The following is a 20,380-nucleotide window of genomic DNA, read 5'->3' on the forward strand; positions in this document are numbered from 1 at the left end:
TGCTCCTACAGGACGGTGTCGTGGCGAACCCCGTGCCCACAGGAAACCGCTTCTCCCCCCACTCCAGGAATTTGCAGCAGTGCCGCGTCGCATCAGCAGAGAGCTGAAGACTCTCAGTGTTTGGGCCTTATCCTTGACCATCAGCGGCTGCATCGGAACCGGAGGTATTGCCCCACAGGGCCAGACCCTGGCCGCCAACACCCTGCTGACCGATGCCGCGATCCAGAGCGCCGAACACGATGCGCACTGGCCGGCGGCGCAATGGTGGCAGGCCTATGGCGACCGCCAGCTCGACCAGTGGATCGACCGCGCCGTGCAAGGCAGCCCGAGCCTGGCCATGGCCGCCGCCCGCGTGCGCCAGGCCCGGGCCATGGCCGGCTTGGCCGAGTCCGCCGAGTCGGTGCAGATCAAGGGTGATGCCGCGCTCAAACGGCACAACTGGGCCAACGATCAGTTCTATGGCCCCGGCGAACTGGCCAGCACCACCACCTGGGACAATAACGCCGGGCTGGGCCTGAGCTATTCCCTGGATCTCTGGGGTCGCGAAAGCAATGCCAGCGAACGGGCCGTCGACCTCGCCCATATGAGCGTCGCCGAAGCCCGCCAGGCCCGGCTCGAATTGCAGAACAACATCGTGCACAGCTATATCCAGCTGTCGTTGCAGTACGCCGAGCGCGATATCGTCGAGGCCACCCTCAAGCAGCAGATGCAGATTCTCGACCTGGCGCAGAAACGCCTGAATGGCGGGATCGGCACCCATTTCGAAGTCAGCCAGGCCGAGACGCCGCTGCCGGAAACCCATCGCCAGATCGATGCGCTGGACGAAGAGATCGCCCTGAGCCGCAACCAACTGGCAGCCCTGGCCGGCGTCGGCCCGGGGGAGGGCGCGCGTCTGCAACGTCCGTCGCTGTCCCTGCACACCGCCTTGAAACTGCCCTCGGCACTGCCCGCGCAACTGCTCGGCCAGCGCCCGGACGTGGTCGCCAGTCGCTGGCAAGTGGCGGCCCAGGCCCGTGGCATCGATGTCGCCCACGCCGGCTTCTATCCCAACATCGACCTGGTCGGCAACCTCGGCTACATGGCCACCGGCGGCGGCATGCTGGCGTTTCTCACCGGCAAGAAATTCAACTACGGCGTTGGCCCGGCGGTGTCCCTGCCGATCTTCGACGGCGGTCGCCTGCGCGCTGAACTGGGCGAAGCGGCGGCGGGTTATGACCTCGCCGTGGCGAAATACAACCAGACCCTGGTCAACGCCCTCAAGGGCATTTCCGACCAGTTGATCCGCCGCGAGTCCCTGGACAAACAGCAGGTGTTCGCCGCCCAGTCCGTGGCCTCGGCGCAGAAAACCTACGACATTGCGATGGTTGCCTACCAACGTGGCCTGACCGACTACCTCAATGTGCTCAACGCCCAGACCCTGCTGTTCCACCAGCAGCAGGTCGAACAGCAGGTCCAGGCCGCGCGCCTGAGTGCCCATGCCGAACTGGTCACCGAACTGGGTGGCGGGCTGGGCGCGGGCAACGACGTGCCGGCCGAGAAACGCACCGTGGCGAACAAACCTCCGGCCGTGCTGGCCGCCTTCGATCACTGAGAACCGCGTCATGACTCCCTTGCCCGCCCCGGTGCGTTGGCTGTACTCCCTGGAATGGCGTCGCGGCTTCTTTGACTGGGCCCGTAGCGACGGCGTGACCTGGATCTATATCTTCAAGGTCCTGGCCGCCGCGTTCCTGACACTGTGGCTGGCCATGCGCCTGGAATTGCCGCAGCCGCGTACCGCGATGATCACCGTGTTTATCGTCATGCAGCCGCAGAGCGGCCACGTGTTCGCCAAGAGTTTCTACCGCTTTCTCGGCACCCTGGCCGGATCGGCGGTGATGGTCGCGCTGATCGCCCTGTTCGCCCAGTACACCGAACTGTTCCTCGGCGCGCTGGCGATCTGGGTCGGCCTCTGTTCGGCGGGCGCGGCGCGCAACCGCAACTTTCGCGCCTACGGTTTTGTCCTCGCCGGCTACACCGCCGCGATGGTCGGCCTGCCGGCCCTGGCCCATCCGGAAGGCGCCTTTATGGCCGCGGTGTGGCGGGTGCTGGAAATCTCCCTGGGCATTCTCTGCTCGACCTTCGTCAGCGCCGCGATCCTGCCGCAAACCTCCAGTGCGGCCATGCGCAATGCGCTCTACCAACGCTTCGGCGTGTTTGCCGGATTTGTCAGCAGCGGCCTGCGCGGTCCCCATGCCAGCGCGGCGTTTGAAAGCGCCAATATCGGTTTTATCGCCCAGGCGGTGGGGCTTGAGGGCCTGCGCAGTGTCACGGTGTTCGAAGACCCGCACATGCGTCGCCGCAATGGCCGGCTCAACCGCCTGAACAGCGAGTTCATGACCCTGACCACCCGCTTCAACGCCCTGCATCAACTGCTCGAACGCCTGCGCAGCCGGGGTCGGACGCAGGTGTTGGCGGCCATCGAACCGGGCTTTCCGGGGCTGGGTGAACTGCTCGACGACTTTGCCGGACGCGCCCTGACCGACGCCGATGCCCAGCGCCTGGCGACCCGCCTGGCCGACTACAAACTGGGGCTGCCGGAGCAGGTGCGCAGCCTGCGGGCGAGTTTCCTGCAAAGCGCTCCGAGCGAAGCCGATCTGCTGGATTTCCACACCGCCTACGAATTGCTCTATCGCTTCGTCGAAGAACTGCACAGCTACGCCCTGACCCACGCGTCCCTGGCCGATCACCACCACGAACGCGAACAGTGGGACGAGCCCTATGTGCCGAAAACCAACTGGCTGGCGGCCTCGGCCTCGGGGATTCGCGCCGCGTTCGTGCTGATCGTGCTCGGCAGCTACTGGGTGGCAACCGCCTGGCCGAGCGGGGCGACCATGACCCTGGTCGCCGCGGCCACGGTCGGCCTGGCGGCGGCCACGCCGAATCCCAAGCGCATGGCGTTCCAGATGGCCTGCGGAACCTTGCTCGGGGCGCTGATCGGCTTTGTCGAGATGTTCTTCGTCTTCCCCTACATCGACGGCTTTGCGTTGCTGTGCCTGACGCTCGCGCCGGTGATCGTGTTCGGCGCCTTCCTCGCCTCGCGCCCGGCTTATGCGGGCGTCGGCCTGGGCCTGCTGATCTTTTTCAGCATCGGCTCGGTGCCGGACAACCTGACGGTCTACAACCCCTATGCCTTTATCAACGACTACATCGGCATGGTCATTGGCATGCTGGTCTGCGCGGCGGCGGGGGCGATCATCCTGCCGCCCAACAGCCGCTGGCTGTGGCGCAGGCTGGAGCAGGACCTGCGCGAACAGGTGGTGTTCGCCATCAGCGGCAAGCTCAAGGGCCTCGGTTCGACCTTCGAAAGCGGCACCCGCGACCTGCTGCACCAGGCCTATGGCCTGGCGGCCCGGCAGCCGAAAGTGCAGAGCCAACTGTTGCGCTGGATGTTCGTGGTGCTGGAAGTCGGCCACGCGATTATCGAGCTGCGCAAGGAACAGGCGATTTTGCCGGTGCACCCGGCCTATGCCGAATCCCAGCCGTGGCGCCAATCGATCCGGGTCATGGGGCGGGCGCTGATGCGCCTGTTTATCCAGCCCAACGCGAGCAATCTGGAGCGTGGGCTGGTGGCGGTGGACCACGCCATCAGCCGGGTCCAGGCCACCGACGAACCCTTTGCCCGGCACTTCGACACCTCGGCCCTGCGCCGGGTGCAGAGCTATCTGCACTTTATCCGCACCTCGTTGCTGGACCCGCAATCCCCGCTGGCCGAGCTGGGCCGTGCACAAGGAAACTCCCATGCCCCGTGAAATCGCTTTCCACGGCGTCTATATGCCGACCATGACCCTGATGTTCCTGATCGCGGCCGGGCTCGGCTGGGCGCTGGACCGCTTTATCGCCAGCCATGACCTGTACCGTTTTTTCTGGCACCCGGCGCTGTTGCGCCTGAGCCTGTTCTGCTGTTTGTTCGGCGCCTTGGCGCTCACTGTCTACCGTTGAGAACGACCTGATGAAAAAGCTTTTCAGCCTGATTGCCACCTTGCTGGTCCTGGCCCTGGCGATCTGGATCGGCCGGGTCCTGTGGGTCCAGTACATGGAAACCCCCTGGACCCGCGATGGCCGGGTGCGTGCCGACATCATCAACGTCGCGGCGGACGTCACCGGCGAAGTGGTGGACGTGCCGGTCCGGGATAACCAGGTGGTGAAAAAGGGCGACCTGCTGATGCGCATCGACCCCGAGCACTACCGGATTGCGGTCAAGCAGGCGCAGTCGCTGGTGGATTCGCGCAAGGCCACCTGGGAGATGCGCAAGCTCAACGCCCATCGCCGCGCCGACCTGGACAACCTGGTGATCTCCAAGGAAAGCCGCGACGACGCCAGCAACACCGCCGACGCGGCCCTGGCCGACTACCAGCAGGCCCAGGCGCAGCTGGAGGCGGCGCAGTTGAACCTGTCCCGCACTGAAGTGCGGGCGGCGGTGGACGGCTACGTCACCAACCTCAACGTGCACCGTGGCGACTACGCGCGGATCGGCGAGGCGAAGATGGCGGTGGTCGATATGAACTCGTTCTGGGTGTATGGCTTCTTCGAAGAGACCAAGTTGCCGCATCTCCAGGTGGGTGATCCGGCGGATATGCAACTGATGAGCGGCCAGGTGCTCAAGGGGCATGTGGAGAGTATCTCGCGGGGTATCTATGACCGTGACAACCCTGAGAGCCGTGAACTGATCGCGGATGTGAACCCGACGTTCAACTGGGTGCGTCTGGCCCAGCGGGTGCCGGTGCGGATTCATATCGACCAGGTGCCGGACGGGGTGCTGTTGGCGGCGGGGATTACCTGCACGGTGATCGTCAAGCCGGCGGGGGCGTGACGATCGCCAAGAGCTTCGCGGGCAAGTCGGGACGCCGAACCGCCTGCTCCTACAGGGTTGTGTCGTACACAAGATCGGTGAACGACAGCTTACTGTAGGAGCAGGGCTTGCCCGCGAAGGGGCCCTGCAGAGCGCTAAAGAATTCGGCGACAGGCCTCCCCATCACAGGCGAGCAAGACAACTCGCTTTCCCTTGAGTGAAACTTCCTAGAAAATCCCGGGCGCTTGTTTGTGCCTGATTGCGCGACTAGGCTTGATTTCGTCACTGCCCATTCAGTGACCGGGTTTAGCAGCTCGATGTGTAACTAGGCTCTCAGACATGCACTTGGAGCTTTCTCTACCATGCTCAAAATCACTCCCGAATCATCTGCAACATCCAGCGTCGAAACCATCGACCCCCAAGCCGCCGACCGTGCTTTCGCACACTACGATCTGGGGCCGCATCAGCGTCCGAAGTCCCCCTGCGCTTACCCGATGCCGCCTTCCAAAAGCCGCGAAGACGCGCTCGTCAACGCCTACGCCGTCCTGCAATCGGCAGCGGCCACGGCCTATGAGCATGCCGACAACCAGAGCGGTTCCAACCGACAGGTGGCAATGGGGGTGGTGCACTTGATCGAGTTGGCTCAGCGGTGGGTGGATTCGGTGTTGGATGAGCCGGCTGGGGCGGTCACGAACTGACAGCGATTAGTCAGGCCTGAAACACACATTTTGTAGGAGCCGGCTTGCTGGCGATGGCGTCCGCAAAACCGGCGCAAGGCTCGCCGGCCTCTTCGCGATCTTGAGGGGCTTCACAAACACCCGCTTCTTGCACCATTACGATCAGGCACCGGTGATCTGGTTGACGCCAGTGATTTTGCCGTTCCAGATCATTTCGTAATGAGCGGTTTGAATGATCGATGAGAGCGGGCGCGGGGTCATCAGCGCCCAGCAATGGTTGCCAGGATTACGCACGGATCGGTAGCGCAGTCCTGGGCATCGGTCACTCTTGATCGCCTTCCCCAATGCGTGGGAATGGGTGTAATCATCCGGATCGTAAATAGGGTCTGTCAGTGGGATGGAGACGGCATCTTTCATCGCCGCGTCAGTGAACTGGCAGGCAAGTCCCCGGAAAACAAAACGTTCGTAGTTGAGGCCCCGCACCTTCGACCAGTAGTGGTTCTGGTGATGTCGCACCTCGGCCAGTGCCGTTTCCATCGTATCGGCCAGGTACAGCACGCCAAAGCTGCCATCGCTGAACCGCGACCCCGCCGGATTGACGTGAGTGAAGGGCGCCGTCGCGTAGGCGCATCCGGGAATGCCGAAGGGGATCTCATCACGTGAGATCAGTTCCAGTCGACCCAGCTCGTTCTGCAGGCGCGGGTTGGTGAGGGCCTGAATCTGGTAAAGCACTTCAAATTCATCCGCGTCCGCGACGTCATCGAACAGCGCAATCGGCGGGAACTTGGAATTGACCAAGCGGTAGGCCTGCAAGCGCTCACCGGACAACACGGGCAAATCGTGGGGTGTCACCATTGCGCGCCCCGCAGGGCGTCAATCCGCCGAAACGTTTCGTACAGCGAGATCATGTCGCCCTGGGACATGATGTCCAGCGGGGCACGTCCGTTGAAAAACTCGTTATCGTTCGCCATCGCCGGAAAGCCATAGACGTTCTCGGGATTATCGAAGATGCCGCGCAAGGCCGCGTGGATGTTCAAAACGAAGCTGATCCGTTGCATCTGGTCGGCATCCAGGCCAACGGACCACTCGGGATCACGCTGTTTGGCACGGGTGTAGGTGCTGCGGGAAATACGCAAGATACGACAGGCCTGGTCACTCGAGGCCTGCCATTTTTCGAGTACGCCCACAGCAGCTCTCAGACCGGTCACGCCATGGGCTTTGGTCAGCCCTTGGGCGGGTGAGGTGGTTATCATGACCTTGCCCTCTAAAGTTGATCTGTAGATTCAAAAATATCAATATTGAGTCTGTGGGTCAAATTCATGCGTTTCCAAGATTGGCGGTGCTGTGGCTCCTGCCCGTGGCCCTTTCGGGGAGCCACCCACACCCTATGAGGAAGGGAGAAATCACTAAAATTGTTCCCAGGCCCAAATAATGATACAGATCGACAAAAACAGCATTCCCAAGTAATAGGGAGCCATGATCCAGCGTTTGAGGACGATTGGGATGGGGGCCAACTCTTGCTCGATAAGCCATCCACGCCGTATGTACAGTTTCGAAAGTACTAAAAGCGAGCCGATAGCCAGTGTCCTGGCAATTCGGTCGTTGTAGGAGTTCCCGCCCCACCATCGGCGCTTCCCGATCATGACTGCATTATCCTTGAGGTAGACCTCAATAAGATCCAGCTTGGTTTTCGCAACATAGATCAATAGTCCGAAACCAAAGCACATCAGAAACAGGAATAGAAAAACAGCCGCTATCTTTAACGTTGCCATCAGTCTATCCCCCCATAAATCAGATGCCCGCCACGCTCACCCCATTCTCCGGCGATCTTTCCGCCAACATATCCACCTGCGGCACCGCCGATAATTCCGCAGCTCAATGCGCCCCATCCGCCAGAGATCACACCCAAGCCAACGGCACACATAACTCCACCCGCTTCGGCTCCAAGCCACCCTCCGAAGTAAGATCCCGTAATCCCTCCCGCCGCTTTACCACCCTCCACATACCGCGCCTTTTTGCATTGTTCCTCCCGTCCCGTCGAACACGCCTCCTGAATCGCCAATCCCGCGGCCCCAACGTCCAGGGCCATGCCCACATAGCCGCCTTTGCTTAGAAAGCGCGAGGTGCTGGCAAGCTTGTTGATCCGCTGCGCATAGCCGTCGATGGCCTGGCGATGCAGGTAGCGTTGGGTGGAAATGCCGAGCATTTTCTTGATCGACTCGTTGTGTCGCAGGCTGGTGCCGTAATGGCCCACGCCCTGGAGTTGAGTGTCCAGCTTCTGGAACAGGGCTTGGCGCTTGACGATAAACTCGCTCCTGGCCGAGCTACCGCCTTTTAAATGCTGCTGATGCAGTTTTTCGATGTCCTTCAAGGTTTCCTCGACCCCAGTCAAATGCCGTCCCCAGGCCGCCGTGGTGCTGCCGATGCCAATCGAGCTATAGCCCAGCAAGCCCTGTAACAAATCATAGTTGTTCAGAACCTCGACACCGGCCTTGGGGTCGAGGCTCAAGGCCAGATCGATTTCCCGTGCCCGGGTCATCAGCCAGGCTTCTTCGAAGGTGCAGGACGCCGTGCTGTCGTCGGGCACGATCACCAGTTGCCCAGGGGTCACCATCGAGCGACGCAGGTGACTATTGAACGTGTCGAATTTGGTCAGTGCATGTGAGCCGCGCTGCATCAACAGCTGGCTCTTTAAGCTGGGGTAATGGGTGGTTTTTTCATTGATGAATCCGTGTGCCATGCTTCACATCCTTATATGTGTGAAAAATGGCATCAGATATAAGGGCAGATAAATACCGAAAAGAAGGGCGATTTCGGTATTTGCTACAGGTCTTAGTTGATTATAGGAAATGTCCTACAGTCTAATTGATTTAATACGAGCTTGAAAATAAGACGGCTTGTGAACAAGTCACCAAACTTGCAGATGCCGTCTTGCCGTTTAACTCGCCGCTATCGTCACGTGCAAAAGCCGTTTACAAGGAACGACTCAAACCAAAGCGCTTCATCAACACCTTTTCCAGCAAACCCTTGGGCAGCAACCAGGCCATCAACGGCAATGCCCGACTGCCATTGCCCAGGCGCAGCAGGCGTGGAGGCCGGGCCTGTTGCACGGCCTTGAGCAAGTCGGCGGCCACGTTGGCGGCCGGGGTCGGATTGTTCTGCGAGGCATTGGCCCGCGCGCGAATCCCCTCACGCAGCGGCCACCAGGGCGATTGCTCGCCAATCAACTGTTCAGCCTCATGCCCGGCATTCTTGGCAAAGCTCGTATCGATGGCCCCGGGCTGCACCTCCATCACCCGGATCCCGAACGGCGCCAGCTCCATGCGCAAGGCATCGCTCAAGGCATGCACCGCCGCCTTGGACGCGCAATAAGCTCCGGCAAACGGTGTCACCAATACACCGGAAACGCTGCCGATATTCACCACCAGCCCTCGGCTGCGGCGCAACACCGCAAGCATCGCCCGGGTCACCCCGACAATGGAGAACACATTGGTTTCGAATTGCCGACGCATCGCCTCGACCCCGCCATCGAGCAGCGGTCCCATGGCGCCGTAGCCGGCATTGTTGATCAGCACATCAAGGCCGCCGCACTCGGTGTTGAGCCGTTCGCCCAGCAGCCGCAGGGCATCGCCATCATTGACGTCCAGCTGCACGGCGGTGAACCCGGCCGCGGCCAGGGCCGCCACATCCTCGGCCCGGCGCGCCGAAGCCCAGACCTCATAACCCGCGTGCTTGAACACATCCGCCAACGCGCGGCCGATGCCGCTGGAACATCCGGTAATCAGGGCAACGGGCATGGCACTTCCTTAGTGGGCTGGGGAGTCGAAGACCTCCGAGAATACCCCGTTCGAGACAAAAATGAGCGAGTCGAGGCCCTTCTTCAGCTCGTCTTTTTGCGTGCCATACATGCGCGTCTGGGCGCCATGGCCATCGAGGAAAAACAAGGCCGGGACGAACTCTATCCTGATCTCCGGCTGAAACAGTTTGAAGATCGGATAACTGATCTGATAGAACGCCACCCGATCCCGATAAGGTCCCGCGGCCAGGGCTTCAAGCAAGGGCTTGAGCCTTTCGCACGGCGGACAGTTACGTTTATAGACCAGCACCACGGCGGATCGGGGCCGTATCAACGGTACCTCCAGGCTGCCCAGCTCCGCCCTGAACGCTTGTCGAGTCTTGATCTCGATAACCGTGTTCGTCCCTTTCATGCTGATACCCTGCCGGCCTGTTTCGACGTTGGCGAGTATTCAACTGCAAATGTGATCCAATGTAACCTGTCAAAAATGACGGGTGTCAAAGTGCCATCACTGCTGGTTGGAATGATTGGAGCGCCGTCACTTCAGACGTTCTGCTGTAAATTCAAGGGGTTGAGGGCTGGAGTCGAAGCGCGACTGTCTAATGCGATAGTCGTTTTTCTCTTGAACTTGGTCGGTAATAGTGAGTAACCCGTCCAGCTTATCGCCTGGAGGCGGTCTTTATATGCCCTGTTGGACGTTTGCCTATTTCGTTAATCACTAAAAAACTGTCAGTTCTGACAGTAGATGAGGCCCTTGGATTGCGCCCACATTAGCTCCCAGCAGACCCGCTCGGAGCCAGGCGATGGATCAACAAGACAACTTCAGTATCACGCCTCCTTCGCTGCCCAAGGGCGGCGGTGCCATTCAAAGCATCGGCAAAGGTTGGGGTGAGGTCGGCTCCACCGGCAAGGCCTCCTTTGACCTGCCGCTGCCGATCTCGCCCGGACGCGGTTTTGCCCCGCCCCTGGCCCTCGGTTATGGCAGCAGTGTCGGCAACAGCCTGTTCGGCATCGGCTGGGTACTGTCGTTGGGCTGCGTGGCGCGGCGCACCAGCAAGGGCGTTCCGGACTACACCGATGACGATGTCATGCTCGGCCCCGACGGCACCGTGTGGATGGCCGAGCGTGGTGCCGACGGCTCGATCATTCGCCGGCTCGTGAATCGCTATCGAGGCCTGGAGCTGGGCATCGACTACCAGGTGGCGCGTTATTTTCCCCGTATCGAAGGGGCGTTCGAGCGGATCGAGCACTGGCGTTCGGCGGACGACTACCCGGGGTTCTGGCTGGTTCACGGGACCGACGGCAGCCTGCACCTCTACGGCTTCAACAGCTCCTCGCGCAGTACCGACCTGGAAGATCACCTGCGCGTTGGCGAGTGGCTGCTGGACGAAAGCATGAACGCCCACGGCGAACATCTCCTCTATGAGTACGCCGGCGAAGACCATGCCGGGATGCCCGATGATACGCCGCGTGACTTTCGCGCCCAGTGCTACCTGAGCCGGGTGCGTTATGGCAATGCCGAGGCGAACGCACACCTCTACCACTGGATACCGGGGCAGTTGGAGCAGGTGCAGTGGCACTTCGATCTGATCTTCGACTACGGCGAGCGCGACACCGGGCGGGAGGACATTCCCGCCTACGAGCCGACGGGCGTGTGGCCGGTGCGCAGCGACCCTTTCGTGACCTACGGTTATGGTTTCCTGCTGGGCAACCTGCGCCTGTGCCGGCAGGTGCTGATGTTCCACCAGTTTCCCGAACTGGGCAGCGAACCAGTGCTGGTGCAACGCTTGCTGTTGGAATACCAGACCACCGAGCTGGGCTACAACCTGCTGTCCGCCGCGTACCAGCAAGGCTATGACGATCAAGGGCAAATCCAGTCGCGTCCACCCGTTGAGTTCACCTACTCGGCGTTTGAACCCGAGGACAGTGAGTATCAAGAATTCGATGCCATGCCCGGCCTGAACGACGGCCAGCAGTACCAACTGGTCGACCTGTATGGCGAGGGCATTCCGGGTGTGCTCTATCGCAGTGACAAGGCCTGGTACTACCGCGAGCCGTTAAGGGCGTATCCGGCGGAAACCGCCGATGAGGTGGTCTACGACGCGTGGCGCCGACTGGACGCCATCCCGGTGATGGACAGCCGCAAACCGGTGCGCCAGTCGCTGATGGACCTCACCGGTGATGGCCGCCTGGACTGGGTGGTGGCGCAACCCGGCGTCAGCGGTTTTTTCACCCTCAACCCGGATCGCAGCTGGTCGAACTTCGTCACCTTTGACGCCTTTCCCGTGGAGTTCTTCCACCCGCAGAGCCAACTGGCCGACGTGATGGGCGGTGGCCTGTCCGACCTGGCCCTGATCGGTCCACGCAGCGTGCGCCTGTATGCCAACCGTCGGCGAGAGGGGTTTGCGTCGGGCAAGGATGTGGCGCATTTCATCGAAGCCGCCCCCGATGATCGCCTGCCCCTGGTGAGCCCGGCGCCGACCGAACTGGTGGCGTTCAGCGATGTATTGGGCAGCGGCCAGCAGCACCTGGTGCGCATTCGCCACAACGAAATCGTCTGCTGGCCCAACCGCGGTCACGGCCGTTTCGACCCGGGCTTTCGCCTGGCAACCTTGCCCTATAGCTATGAGTCCTTCGACGCCTCGCGGGTCCTGCTCGCCGACCTCGACGGCTCCGGCGCGGCGGACCTGATCTACCTCACCAGCAATCATGCCGAGATCTTCATGAACCGCACCGGCATGGGGTTTGAGAGCACGCCACTGATCCAGCCCTGGCCGCCGGGCGTGCGTTATGACCGGCTGTGCCAGGTCAGTACCGCCGACCTGCAAGGGCTCGGTTGTTCCAGCCTGGTGATCACCCTCCCGCATATGAAACCCCAGCATTGGCGTGTCGATTTTGTCCAGGCCAAGCCGTATCTGCTGCACAGCACCAACAACAATATGGGCGCGGTGGGGGAGGTGATCTACCGCAGCTCGGCCCAGGAATGGCTGGATGAAAAACAGGCGTTGCTGGCGGCGAACCTGGAGGCTGTCAGCTATGTGCCGTTTCCAATGCCCGTGGCCGCCCTGCAGATCCAGCTCGATGAGATCACCGGCAATCGGCTGACCCAGCGCTTTGAGTACTGCCAGGGTTTTTACGATGGCCAGGAGCGTGAGTTCCGCGGCTTTGGCCTGGTGCTGCAAACCGACAGCGAAGTCACCGGCGACGAACAGCGGCTGGCCGGTTATACCGCTCCGGTGCTGCGCAAGAGCTGGTTCCATACCGGGCGCGCGCCCGACCTGCCAGGCCTGGACTATGACCGCTCGGACAGCGCGGCGCGGCCCCTGGGCGCGGCCTTGCTGCTGGCACCGCAAGGCGACTCGACCGACCACATCATCAGCGACGCCGATGACGAGACCAGGCACGACATGGCCTACGCCCTGGCCGGCATGCCGCTGCGGGTCGAGGTGTTCGGTCTCGACGCCGACGACCTGTTGCAGGCCCTGCCTTACTCGGTGCAGCAATCGCGGTATGCCGTGCGTCTGTTGCAACGGCGCGACGAGTACCAGCCGTACTGCCGGATGCAGCCGCTGGAACTGGAGTCGATCGCTTATACCTACGAGCGTCAACCTGACGATCCGCTGTGCCAGCACCATATCAGCCTGGCCTGGGATCCCTATGGCGGGCTGATCCATGAGGTCACGGTCGACTATGCCCGGCGCAAGAGCGTCGGCGACGAGCCGCCCTTCAGCGAGGCCCATGAACAAACCTGGTGGCGTGCCGCCCACGATGACGCGCAGCGCTTTTACTACCTGAATGAAAGCCGTGCCCAGTTTATTCACCTGGATGATCCCCAAGGCTGCCGTCTGGGCTTGCCCTACCTGTCCCGGGGCAACGCGCTGGTGCTGTCGAAGGCGGTGCTGGGGCCGGAGGATATTTCCCATGAGGCGATGCTCGACCGTCTCAATGCGCCGGCAACGGGTGACTACCAGCGGGTGCTGACGCAGTTTTCCGTGCAGCGTTATCAAGAGGCCGGCCTGACCTTGCCGGCGGGGCAGGCCAGCTTCGAGGCGCTGGCTGACTTCCTGGAGTCCGCCGAGCTGGATGAGGTGGCGCTGCAGGCCTACGCGTCTGTGCTCAGTCCCGAGGAGCTGGCGGGCAAACTGCCCGGGCTCGGTTATCGGCCCATTGATGCCATGCTGCCGACGGAGTCGGACAGGGTATTGTGGTCGACCCGCAAGGGTTTTATGACCTACGCCGGGCTGGACGGTTTCTATCGGCTGATCAGTGCCCGGCCCACCGAAAGCCAGGGGCCGACGGACATCGAGTTCGACCCGTATTACTGCCTGCCGCTCAGTGTCACCACGGCCGATGGTTGTGTCACCCGCGTGGCCGATACGGACTATCGGTTCCTGTTGCCGCGTCGCATCGTCGATCCGAACCAGAATATCCAGGAGGCCCGCTATGACGGTTTTGGCGAGCTGTCGGCCAGCAGCTTCCATGGCACCGAGGCCGGTGTCGCGCTCGGTTTCGACCCGCTGGACGAGTATCAGCCCGTTGCCCGCTTACCCGCCGAGGCCATCGCCGATCCGGACGCGGCGTTGCAAGGAGCGGCCAGCGCGTGTTTTCGCGATGCCTTCAGTTGGATGCAGCAGCGTGAGCCGGTCAACGCGGCGGTCCTGCAGGCCGACCGCTATCCACAGCCCCCGGACAATCCCGGGCGAAAAATCCGTATCGGGGTCCAGTGCTGGGACGGCTTCGGCCGGATCTTGCAGACCAAACAGAAAGTCGAACCCGGGGACGCCTACCAGATCGCGGCCGACGGCACCCTGGTGCTGGACGGCGACCAGCCTGTCACCGCCCCGGCCGCCGAGCGCTGGCGGGTCAGCGAGCGGGTCGAATACAACAACAAGGGCCTGGCGGTACGGGTCTACCGACCTTACTTCGCCGACGGCTACCGCTATATCAAGGACGAGTCCTTTCGCGTCTTCGGGTATTGCGACCAGCAATTCTACGATCCGCTCGGGCGCCCGACCCTGACCCTCACCGCCATGGGCTACAAGCGCCGCCAGCGGTACCTGGGGTGGTACGGGATCGCCGAGGACGAAAACGACACTTGGGAGGAGGTGGAGGAGGAGTCCCCAACGCTTCCGGTGGTCGCTACCTTGACTGTGAGCGCTGGTGTGAAAACGGCCAATGGCTCGGATGCCCATACGGCAACCGTCACCGTCAAGGATGCTAATAACCGTCCGGTCGAGGGCGTTACGGTGCTGTTTCTCGATATCCCGGACGCCTCCCGCAATCCGCCCTCCGGCCGCACCAATCCGCAGGGGGTGTTCGAAACCCGCATCACCTCGACCGTGCCCGGTACCAAGAGGGTCAGCGCCACGCGGATTGATGGCATTGTGGAGGGGGTTCCGAAGACCGTCGAATTCGGTTCAGCTCAACTGGTGTTGGAGATGGCCCCTGACCATGGGCTCGTCAGCGATACGGAAAAAAACAACATGGTCGTGGCGACGGTACGTCTGAGCGATGGCTCCCCGGCTCCTCAGGGCACCCGGGTAACGTTTGACCCGGTCGATGACGTTGTTTTTAACGCGACTTCTTGCCAGACCTCGGGAAGTACCGGCCGGTGCGTTTTGATTATCGGCAGCACCGTGGCGAAGACGCACCGCATCAGCGCCAGCGTCGCGGGCGCACTTTCACCGGCGCAGGTCGACGCGACATTCCTTCCCCGGGGGTATAGCCCTGGCACCTGCACACTGGAACCGATCGAGGGAACCCGGTTGGCCAATGGTGTGGATGCGCACCGTGCGACCGTGACGTTTCGTGATGTCTACGGCAACCCCGTGACGAGGGTGGGGCCGACCGGCTTCATACTTTTCCCCGAGGTGCCCGGCCTCACCATTGATCCTCTTAGATGTCATTTTGGAGAGGAGGGTGCAACCACCAGCACCCATATCACTTCAGAGCTTGAGGGCGACTACTCCATTACGGCGACCTTCGGCGACGGTGTCCCTATAGGACAGCCACAGCTTGCAAGGTTTGTCGGTATTGGAGGTGACGAGAGCCGCTCAACTTTCAGTATCAGCGAGGGTAAGGAGACCTCAGCGGGTAAGGACACCTCAACAGGTGAAAAGTCCTCAACCGGAGACGGGCAATGAACGAAAACCCCAGTTCACTGTTGCAGTTGTTGAACAAGAACGCGCGCAGTCGCAGCCAGCTGCTGGAGCATTACGACTCGGTATTGGAGATCGCCAAGGGGTCGCTCGAGCAGTTGATGAGCACCGACAAAACCTTGCACATCACCGAAGCGCGGGCCTTGCATGAGCAAGCCAGGGCCATCAGCGTCGTCACGGCACGGCAGTTTCGCGAGCAGCGCCTGACCACGGCGATACACCGTGCCTTCGAGCCCGGTTCCGGCATTCGCGGGCTGGTGGATGCCCCGACCTACAACGACCTGTTCCGGCCGGACTGGGCCAACCATTGCCCGACGGATGCGATTGAAGCCACGACCTCGCCCATCGCCTACCTGGCCGATCTCTACCGCGAAGTACAGAAGATCGAGCAGAGCGGCAGGACGAGGGATGGGCAGGGCGGCCGTATTCTGTTGGAGGATCGACGTCCGGACCTGGCGGACCTGTTGCTGGATCACAGTGCCCTCGAGCGTGTCGAACCGACCCTGGTGTTGGTCAACGAAATACTGGAAACCTCGGCGTACCGCTATCTGGAAAGCTTCGGCGACGAACGTTCGCTGGATGATGTGCTGCTGGAGGTTCGTTACCCCACGACCTTGCCGTATGAGCGCTATCAGCAACAGATCAATTACACCTTGCAGCGCAAGGAGCGCCTGCCCGGCGACGTTATCCGCTGCACCGATCGGGCCTATCCCTATTTCAAGGAACCCGGCGTGCATTCGCTGCTGTCGGATATCGCTCTGGTGCAGGACACCGGCTTCGGCCCGGTGCAGCAGGGGATTTTGCTGGAGGCGCCGTATTTCCCTGAATTCGACCCCGAGCTGGAACCCGACCCCGAGCTAAACCTGGCCTTGGCCCGTATCAACCCCAGAACCCATCTGCTCGAAACAGCCAGCGCCGATCCCGAGAGTTTCTTCAGGGACAACTTTGGCGAGGGCGATGTGTTCAGGTTGCTCGATACCCAAGCCTTCTGCCTGCACACCGGGCTGAAAACCGATGAACTCGAATCGCTGTTGTCCGTGGGGGCCTATGCGCCCTATTCGTCGGCCAATTTCATCGCGTCAGATGATGTACCGGTGGATGGCGCGGTGTTCGGTTCGGTGTACGTCAACGCGGGTATCAGCCCGGCCATGGCCATTGAAACGACGGGGGACGATGGAAGTGGTCCCAGTCACCAGATCGTCAATTGGTCCCATGATCGCTTCGATCGTCTCAACCGCATGATTCGCCTGGCACGCTGGCTCAAGCTGCCGTTCGATCAGGTTGATCGCCTGCTGGTGGCCTCGATTGGCGCCGAAGGGAAAACGTCGGACTATCGGATCACTACCGATACGCTGCGCGCCCTTGGCCTGTTCCAGAGTTTGCGCACACGCTACAAGGTCAGCGCGGACGACTTTGCCGCCTTGCTCCGGGGGCTGGCCGTGCACGCCCGGGGCAAGCAGTCGACGCAGTTTGACCTGGTGTTCAACAGCCAGGCGCTGTTTCCCGGCCCGCTGATCCTGGATGGGGAGGTCTTCGAGATTACCCCCGGCAATGAGGCCGAACGCCAGAAAATCGATCATTTGTGCGCTGCCCTGGGCATGACCTTCGAGATGTACCGTTTTACCGCCAAGGTCATCGAACAGGCCTACGCCGGTGAGCCCTTGCGCTGGAACACGGCGGTAGTGTCGGCGTTCTACCGGTTGGTCCGGCTGCCCCATTATCTGGGGTTGACCACCATCGAGGCCCTGGCATTGCTCGAACTGCTGGACAACGGCGGCAGCCAATTGGTCGCGAAACTGGCCGGGCCGACCCATATCGCCTCCTACCAGACTTCGGGTAACACCGACACCTTGAGCGTGATCCATGCCCTGGTCGACGCCAGTGCCTGGCTGGACGAGCACAAATGGACGGTCGGCCAGGTCTGTCGGATCGTGCTGCCGGCCCTGACCAAACCGGTGGCCAGCGAGGCCGAGCTCAACCTGCTCAAGCAGATGCACTCGCGCCTGGCGGCGGCACTGATCAGCGACAGCAGCTTTGCCGAAGTCGGTGCGCCGCAAAGCCGCGTGGTCGTGAATATCGATGAGCGAGGCCAAGAGGTGTTCTCCTCGGTCGCCATCGATTGGTTCGAGGAACTGAAAGAGTTTATCGAGGCGGGAGAAACCATTCGGGCGGCCAGGGGCCTGGCCAAATACCTGGAAGGGGAAACCGAAGAGAACTATGAAGCGGCCTTGAGCGGCACTGTGGCGGAGGTGTTGGAACGATTCGATCTGCCGATCGAAGGCCAGCACGCCCAGATCTGCAATATGATCATGCGTGCTCGCGGCGCCCAGGAAGCCTTGCTGATGGAAGGGCTGGCCGGCTATCTGGACTGTTCCGTCGATCTGGTCAAGGTGCTGCTGTTCTGGGCCGAGGGCAATCGCTATCAGCTGTTGATAGAGGTGCTGCGGGTTTATGGGCAAACGGGTAACAGCAGTGCCCCCTTGCAGTTGGCCATTGGCGACGAAGTCCTGCTGGTGCTTGACAGCCTGGTCAAGCGAGCCGCCGTCACCACGCACCTGGACCTGAGCCCGGCATTTGTCGATCAGTGTGTGCAACAGCCGCAGTGGTTCGGCCTTGACGATGTCGGGTTGTCGCTGCAGACCCTGTACTTTTTCTCCCAATATGCCTCGACGGTACGCCTGAGCGCACAACCGGAAGAGCGGTTGCTGGACTATCTGCAACTGATCAACACCCTGTGGGACAAGGCGTTGGAAGGTGACAAACGGCTGATCCGCGACAGCGCGGCGAACAGGTTGGCCGGTTTTCTCGACTGGGGCGTGCGCCAGGTGCTGGTGGTGGCCTCGCATCTGAACCCGGAGGAGGGGGTGATCTTTACCCTCGCCGAACTGGATCTGCTGGTGCGCACCTGCCGCTTGGCGCGGCATATCGATCTGGATGCCGAAGCGTTGTTGGCGCTGGGCTCCCTGACACCGACCAGTGACGTGGCGGACTTTCGGTATGCCGCGGAGCTGGCATTGGCCAGCCTCACCGAACCCGTGCCGGGAACACCGGCCGGTGAAGTCGGGCAAAGCCACAGCAGCGTGATCACGGTGACACCGGACTATCTGGTGGCCAACAAACCCGGCGAAATCGCGACTTACAACATCACCCTGCGCGACTTCATGGATGAGCCGTTCGAAGACGTCACCATTAACTGGAGTACCAATAAGCTCGGGGAGTTGGAGCAGCTTTCGACCGTCACCGACAAGAACGGCGAGAGCAGCGTCACGCTGGCGAGCGGCGACACTATGGGGATAGTCCATGTGGTGGCCGAGTATGGACTGGGCGACAAGGTGCTTGCACCGGTGGTGACCATTGGTTGTGATGAAGCCTCGTTGCACTTTTCAGCACCGACCTATGACCGTTCCGAAGCCTTGTCCAACAAACTCGAAGCCATCAATTTCAGCGTCACCTTGGTGGATAACTTTACCAACCTGGGTATTGATCGTCTGGTGGACTGGGGAACGACCCTGGGCGAATTCCAGCGCTACCAGACGATGACCAACCACGAGGGCATCAGCCATTCGAGTCTGCGCAGCGGGCCATTGGGCGAAGCAACGGTAATTGCACGATACGGAGACGACAGTCAGTGGACGTTTCCAGTCGTGGTATTTATCAGCACACCGTATTTTCAATATGTTCGGTTTGATAGCACGGTGGTCGAGAATATCGAGGTGGGCCTCAGTTGTCGGCTGGTTGAACTCAATGGCGATCCGGTACCGGTTGGAACGGTGGTGACTTGGGCGGCGGATGCCGACGGCTTGCTTGAACTGACCAGTGAAACCGATGGCGACGGGATTGCTCGGTCACGATTCAAATCTGTTGTAACGGGGACGGTCACCGTTACGGTCAGTGCGTCTGCACCGATCCAGAGCAAGTCGAGTGCCGTCACGACGATTTATCCTAAAGCCAGGATTATCAGGCATGAACCATTGGACAGTCAGTATATGGTGGGCAATCCGAATGGTATCAAGTTTTTTGTCTGGCTCCAGGTGGGGGAAGAGGAGGGGCGAGGTATCTCTGTAGAGTGGAGGGTCAACGATGGTATTTGGCTGCCGACTCTTTCCGATAAAGATGGAATGGCGAGTTTTACTTCGAAATTTTCAGCAGGGTCCCACACCGTAACCGCCAGAGTGGCAGGACAAGATGATGCTGTCGAGTTTTCGGTTTTTGCTTACCCCGTATTTTATTTTGTGGCGGAGCTTTTTGGGCCTTTTGGCGTTGAGCATAAGTTGTTATCTAGAGGGTCGGGTTACACACTTAATGTCAAGGCTGTTGATGATTCGGGGCAGCCGGTTGAAGGTGTGGAGTTTTCGCTGAGGAATTCAGGGATAGACCTGAATATTTTGAAAGTGGTCATTCCAGATGCCGAAAAAGTGATTGAGTCATCAAGCGAGGGGCATGACTTCGAAGTGAGGGTGACGCCGGTGAATGAGCCTGTGAGGGATCTCCTTAAGTTAAGGATTGAGGGCATGGGGGTGTCGAGAGAATATGAATATAAAGTGGGTTTGGTCCTGGTTCGTAATGCCGTAAAGTTGTCGGCTCTCTCGAGGGCTTTGATGATTTTTTATGGGTCGGTAAGTGGTAATTACAAGCCGATAATAGATGCGCCGCTGAGCATCACGGCGAGGTGCCCGGATAAACCGTGGAGCGACAGTAGCCCTATCATTACGACGCACACTAATGCACAAGAGGTCCGAGCTGCAGTTTATAGCAGTTTCAGTCCAGGCCCCAACCCCGGCGACAGTGGCCCAGTTTGGCAATGTATCGTGGATGAGGTGGTCAGTGCTGATGGATATGTGCTGGTGCAGGCTACCAGTTTTTCGACACCTGCTACTTATTCGTGAATAGCACGTGAGCTCTGGAACCCGAGGTATTTATA

The 20,380-nt window shown here is 60.8% G+C and carries 13 protein-coding genes and 1 pseudogene; 8 read left to right on the forward strand and 6 right to left on the reverse strand.

Annotation, left to right across the window (positions count from 1 at the left end; translation table 11 throughout):
• Positions 1 to 79: 79 nt before the first annotated feature.
• The 5 genes from CWE01_RS17405 to CWE01_RS17425 all read left to right on the forward strand — a co-directional run bounded on the left by CWE01_RS17405 (position 80) and on the right by CWE01_RS17425 (position 5,526).
• Positions 80 to 1,591: an efflux transporter outer membrane subunit gene (locus CWE01_RS17405; protein WP_100941781.1), complete on the forward strand. Its 1,512-nt coding sequence runs from the start codon at positions 80 to 82 to the stop codon at positions 1,589 to 1,591.
• Between the two features lie 10 nt (positions 1,592 to 1,601).
• Positions 1,602 to 3,788 (forward strand): FUSC family protein, encoded by a 2,187-nt coding sequence (locus tag CWE01_RS17410; protein ID WP_100941782.1) that lies wholly within the window; start codon positions 1,602 to 1,604, stop codon positions 3,786 to 3,788.
• Positions 3,778 to 3,978 (forward strand): DUF1656 domain-containing protein, encoded by a 201-nt coding sequence (locus tag CWE01_RS17415; RefSeq protein WP_040064387.1) that lies wholly within the window; start codon positions 3,778 to 3,780, stop codon positions 3,976 to 3,978. Before CWE01_RS17410 ends, CWE01_RS17415 begins: the two co-directional genes overlap by 11 nt.
• A 10-nt stretch (positions 3,979 to 3,988) precedes the next feature.
• Positions 3,989 to 4,849 (forward strand): HlyD family secretion protein, encoded by an 861-nt coding sequence (locus tag CWE01_RS17420; protein ID WP_100941783.1) that lies wholly within the window; start codon positions 3,989 to 3,991, stop codon positions 4,847 to 4,849.
• Between the two features lie 341 nt (positions 4,850 to 5,190).
• Positions 5,191 to 5,526: a DUF6124 family protein gene (locus CWE01_RS17425; RefSeq protein WP_100941784.1), complete on the forward strand. Its 336-nt coding sequence runs from the start codon at positions 5,191 to 5,193 to the stop codon at positions 5,524 to 5,526.
• Positions 5,527 to 5,667: 141 nt separating this feature from the next.
• Here CWE01_RS17425 and CWE01_RS17430 read toward each other — a convergent pair whose 3' ends face one another.
• The 6 genes from CWE01_RS17430 to CWE01_RS17455 form a co-directional block, all read right to left on the reverse strand.
• Complete coding sequence (locus CWE01_RS17430; protein ID WP_100941785.1) at positions 5,668 to 6,360, reverse strand: RES family NAD+ phosphorylase; 693 nt, start codon at positions 6,358 to 6,360, stop codon at positions 5,668 to 5,670.
• Positions 6,354 to 6,758 (reverse strand): antitoxin Xre-like helix-turn-helix domain-containing protein, encoded by a 405-nt coding sequence (locus tag CWE01_RS17435; protein ID WP_100941786.1) that lies wholly within the window; start codon positions 6,756 to 6,758, stop codon positions 6,354 to 6,356. The genes CWE01_RS17430 and CWE01_RS17435 overlap by 7 nt, the downstream gene beginning before the upstream one ends.
• A gap of 153 nt (positions 6,759 to 6,911) precedes the next feature.
• Positions 6,912 to 7,277, reverse strand: coding sequence for a hypothetical protein (locus tag CWE01_RS17440; RefSeq protein WP_100941787.1), 366 nt, complete (start codon positions 7,275 to 7,277; stop codon positions 6,912 to 6,914).
• A complete protein-coding gene (locus tag CWE01_RS17445; protein ID WP_100941788.1) occupies positions 7,277 to 8,245 on the reverse strand; it encodes a hypothetical protein in 969 nt (322 codons plus the stop codon). Before CWE01_RS17445 ends, CWE01_RS17440 begins: the two co-directional genes overlap by 1 nt.
• 232 nt (positions 8,246 to 8,477) lie before the next feature.
• Positions 8,478 to 9,302 (reverse strand): SDR family oxidoreductase, encoded by an 825-nt coding sequence (locus tag CWE01_RS17450; RefSeq protein WP_100941789.1) that lies wholly within the window; start codon positions 9,300 to 9,302, stop codon positions 8,478 to 8,480.
• A 9-nt stretch (positions 9,303 to 9,311) separates the two neighbouring features.
• Positions 9,312 to 9,713, reverse strand: coding sequence for a thioredoxin domain-containing protein (locus CWE01_RS17455; RefSeq protein WP_100941790.1), 402 nt, complete (start codon positions 9,711 to 9,713; stop codon positions 9,312 to 9,314).
• Positions 9,714 to 10,104: 391 nt separating this feature from the next.
• Between CWE01_RS17455 and CWE01_RS17460 the strand changes: the two are divergent.
• The 3 genes and pseudogenes from CWE01_RS17460 to CWE01_RS17465 form a co-directional block, all read left to right on the forward strand.
• Positions 10,105 to 14,409: pseudogene (locus tag CWE01_RS17460) on the forward strand (SpvB/TcaC N-terminal domain-containing protein); the annotation flags it as partial.
• 42 nt (positions 14,410 to 14,451) lie between these two features.
• On the forward strand, positions 14,452 to 15,444 hold the full coding sequence (locus CWE01_RS33890; protein WP_371917146.1) for an Ig-like domain-containing protein: 993 nt from the start codon (positions 14,452 to 14,454) through the stop codon (positions 15,442 to 15,444).
• Between the two features lie 83 nt (positions 15,445 to 15,527).
• On the forward strand, positions 15,528 to 20,345 hold the full coding sequence (locus tag CWE01_RS17465) for a Tc toxin subunit A (RefSeq protein WP_157815241.1): 4,818 nt from the start codon (positions 15,528 to 15,530) through the stop codon (positions 20,343 to 20,345).
• The last annotated feature ends 35 nt before the right edge of the window (positions 20,346 to 20,380 follow it).

It is taken from the genome of Pseudomonas sp. QS1027 (assembly GCF_002814235.1).
In the GTDB taxonomy this organism is placed as follows: domain Bacteria; phylum Pseudomonadota; class Gammaproteobacteria; order Pseudomonadales; family Pseudomonadaceae; genus Aquipseudomonas.

What these genes read in the sequence shown, in the direction of transcription:
- CWE01_RS17410 (WP_100941782.1), top strand. Translation starts at nt 1,602, where the DNA reads ATGACTCCCTTGCCCGCCCCGGTGCGTTGGCTGTACTCCCTGGAATGG.
- CWE01_RS17450 (WP_100941789.1), bottom strand. Translation starts at nt 9,302, where the DNA reads ATGCCCGTTGCCCTGATTACCGGATGTTCCAGCGGCATCGGCCGCGCG.
- CWE01_RS17440 (WP_100941787.1), bottom strand. Translation starts at nt 7,277, where the DNA reads ATGGCAACGTTAAAGATAGCGGCTGTTTTTCTATTCCTGTTTCTGATG.
- CWE01_RS17445 (WP_100941788.1), bottom strand. Translation starts at nt 8,245, where the DNA reads ATGGCACACGGATTCATCAATGAAAAAACCACCCATTACCCCAGCTTA.
- CWE01_RS17420 (WP_100941783.1), top strand. Translation starts at nt 3,989, where the DNA reads ATGAAAAAGCTTTTCAGCCTGATTGCCACCTTGCTGGTCCTGGCCCTG.
- CWE01_RS17415 (WP_040064387.1), top strand. Translation starts at nt 3,778, where the DNA reads ATGCCCCGTGAAATCGCTTTCCACGGCGTCTATATGCCGACCATGACC.
- CWE01_RS17435 (WP_100941786.1), bottom strand. Translation starts at nt 6,758, where the DNA reads ATGATAACCACCTCACCCGCCCAAGGGCTGACCAAAGCCCATGGCGTG.
- CWE01_RS17425 (WP_100941784.1), top strand. Translation starts at nt 5,191, where the DNA reads ATGCTCAAAATCACTCCCGAATCATCTGCAACATCCAGCGTCGAAACC.
- CWE01_RS17430 (WP_100941785.1), bottom strand. Translation starts at nt 6,360, where the DNA reads ATGGTGACACCCCACGATTTGCCCGTGTTGTCCGGTGAGCGCTTGCAG.
- CWE01_RS17455 (WP_100941790.1), bottom strand. Translation starts at nt 9,713, where the DNA reads ATGAAAGGGACGAACACGGTTATCGAGATCAAGACTCGACAAGCGTTC.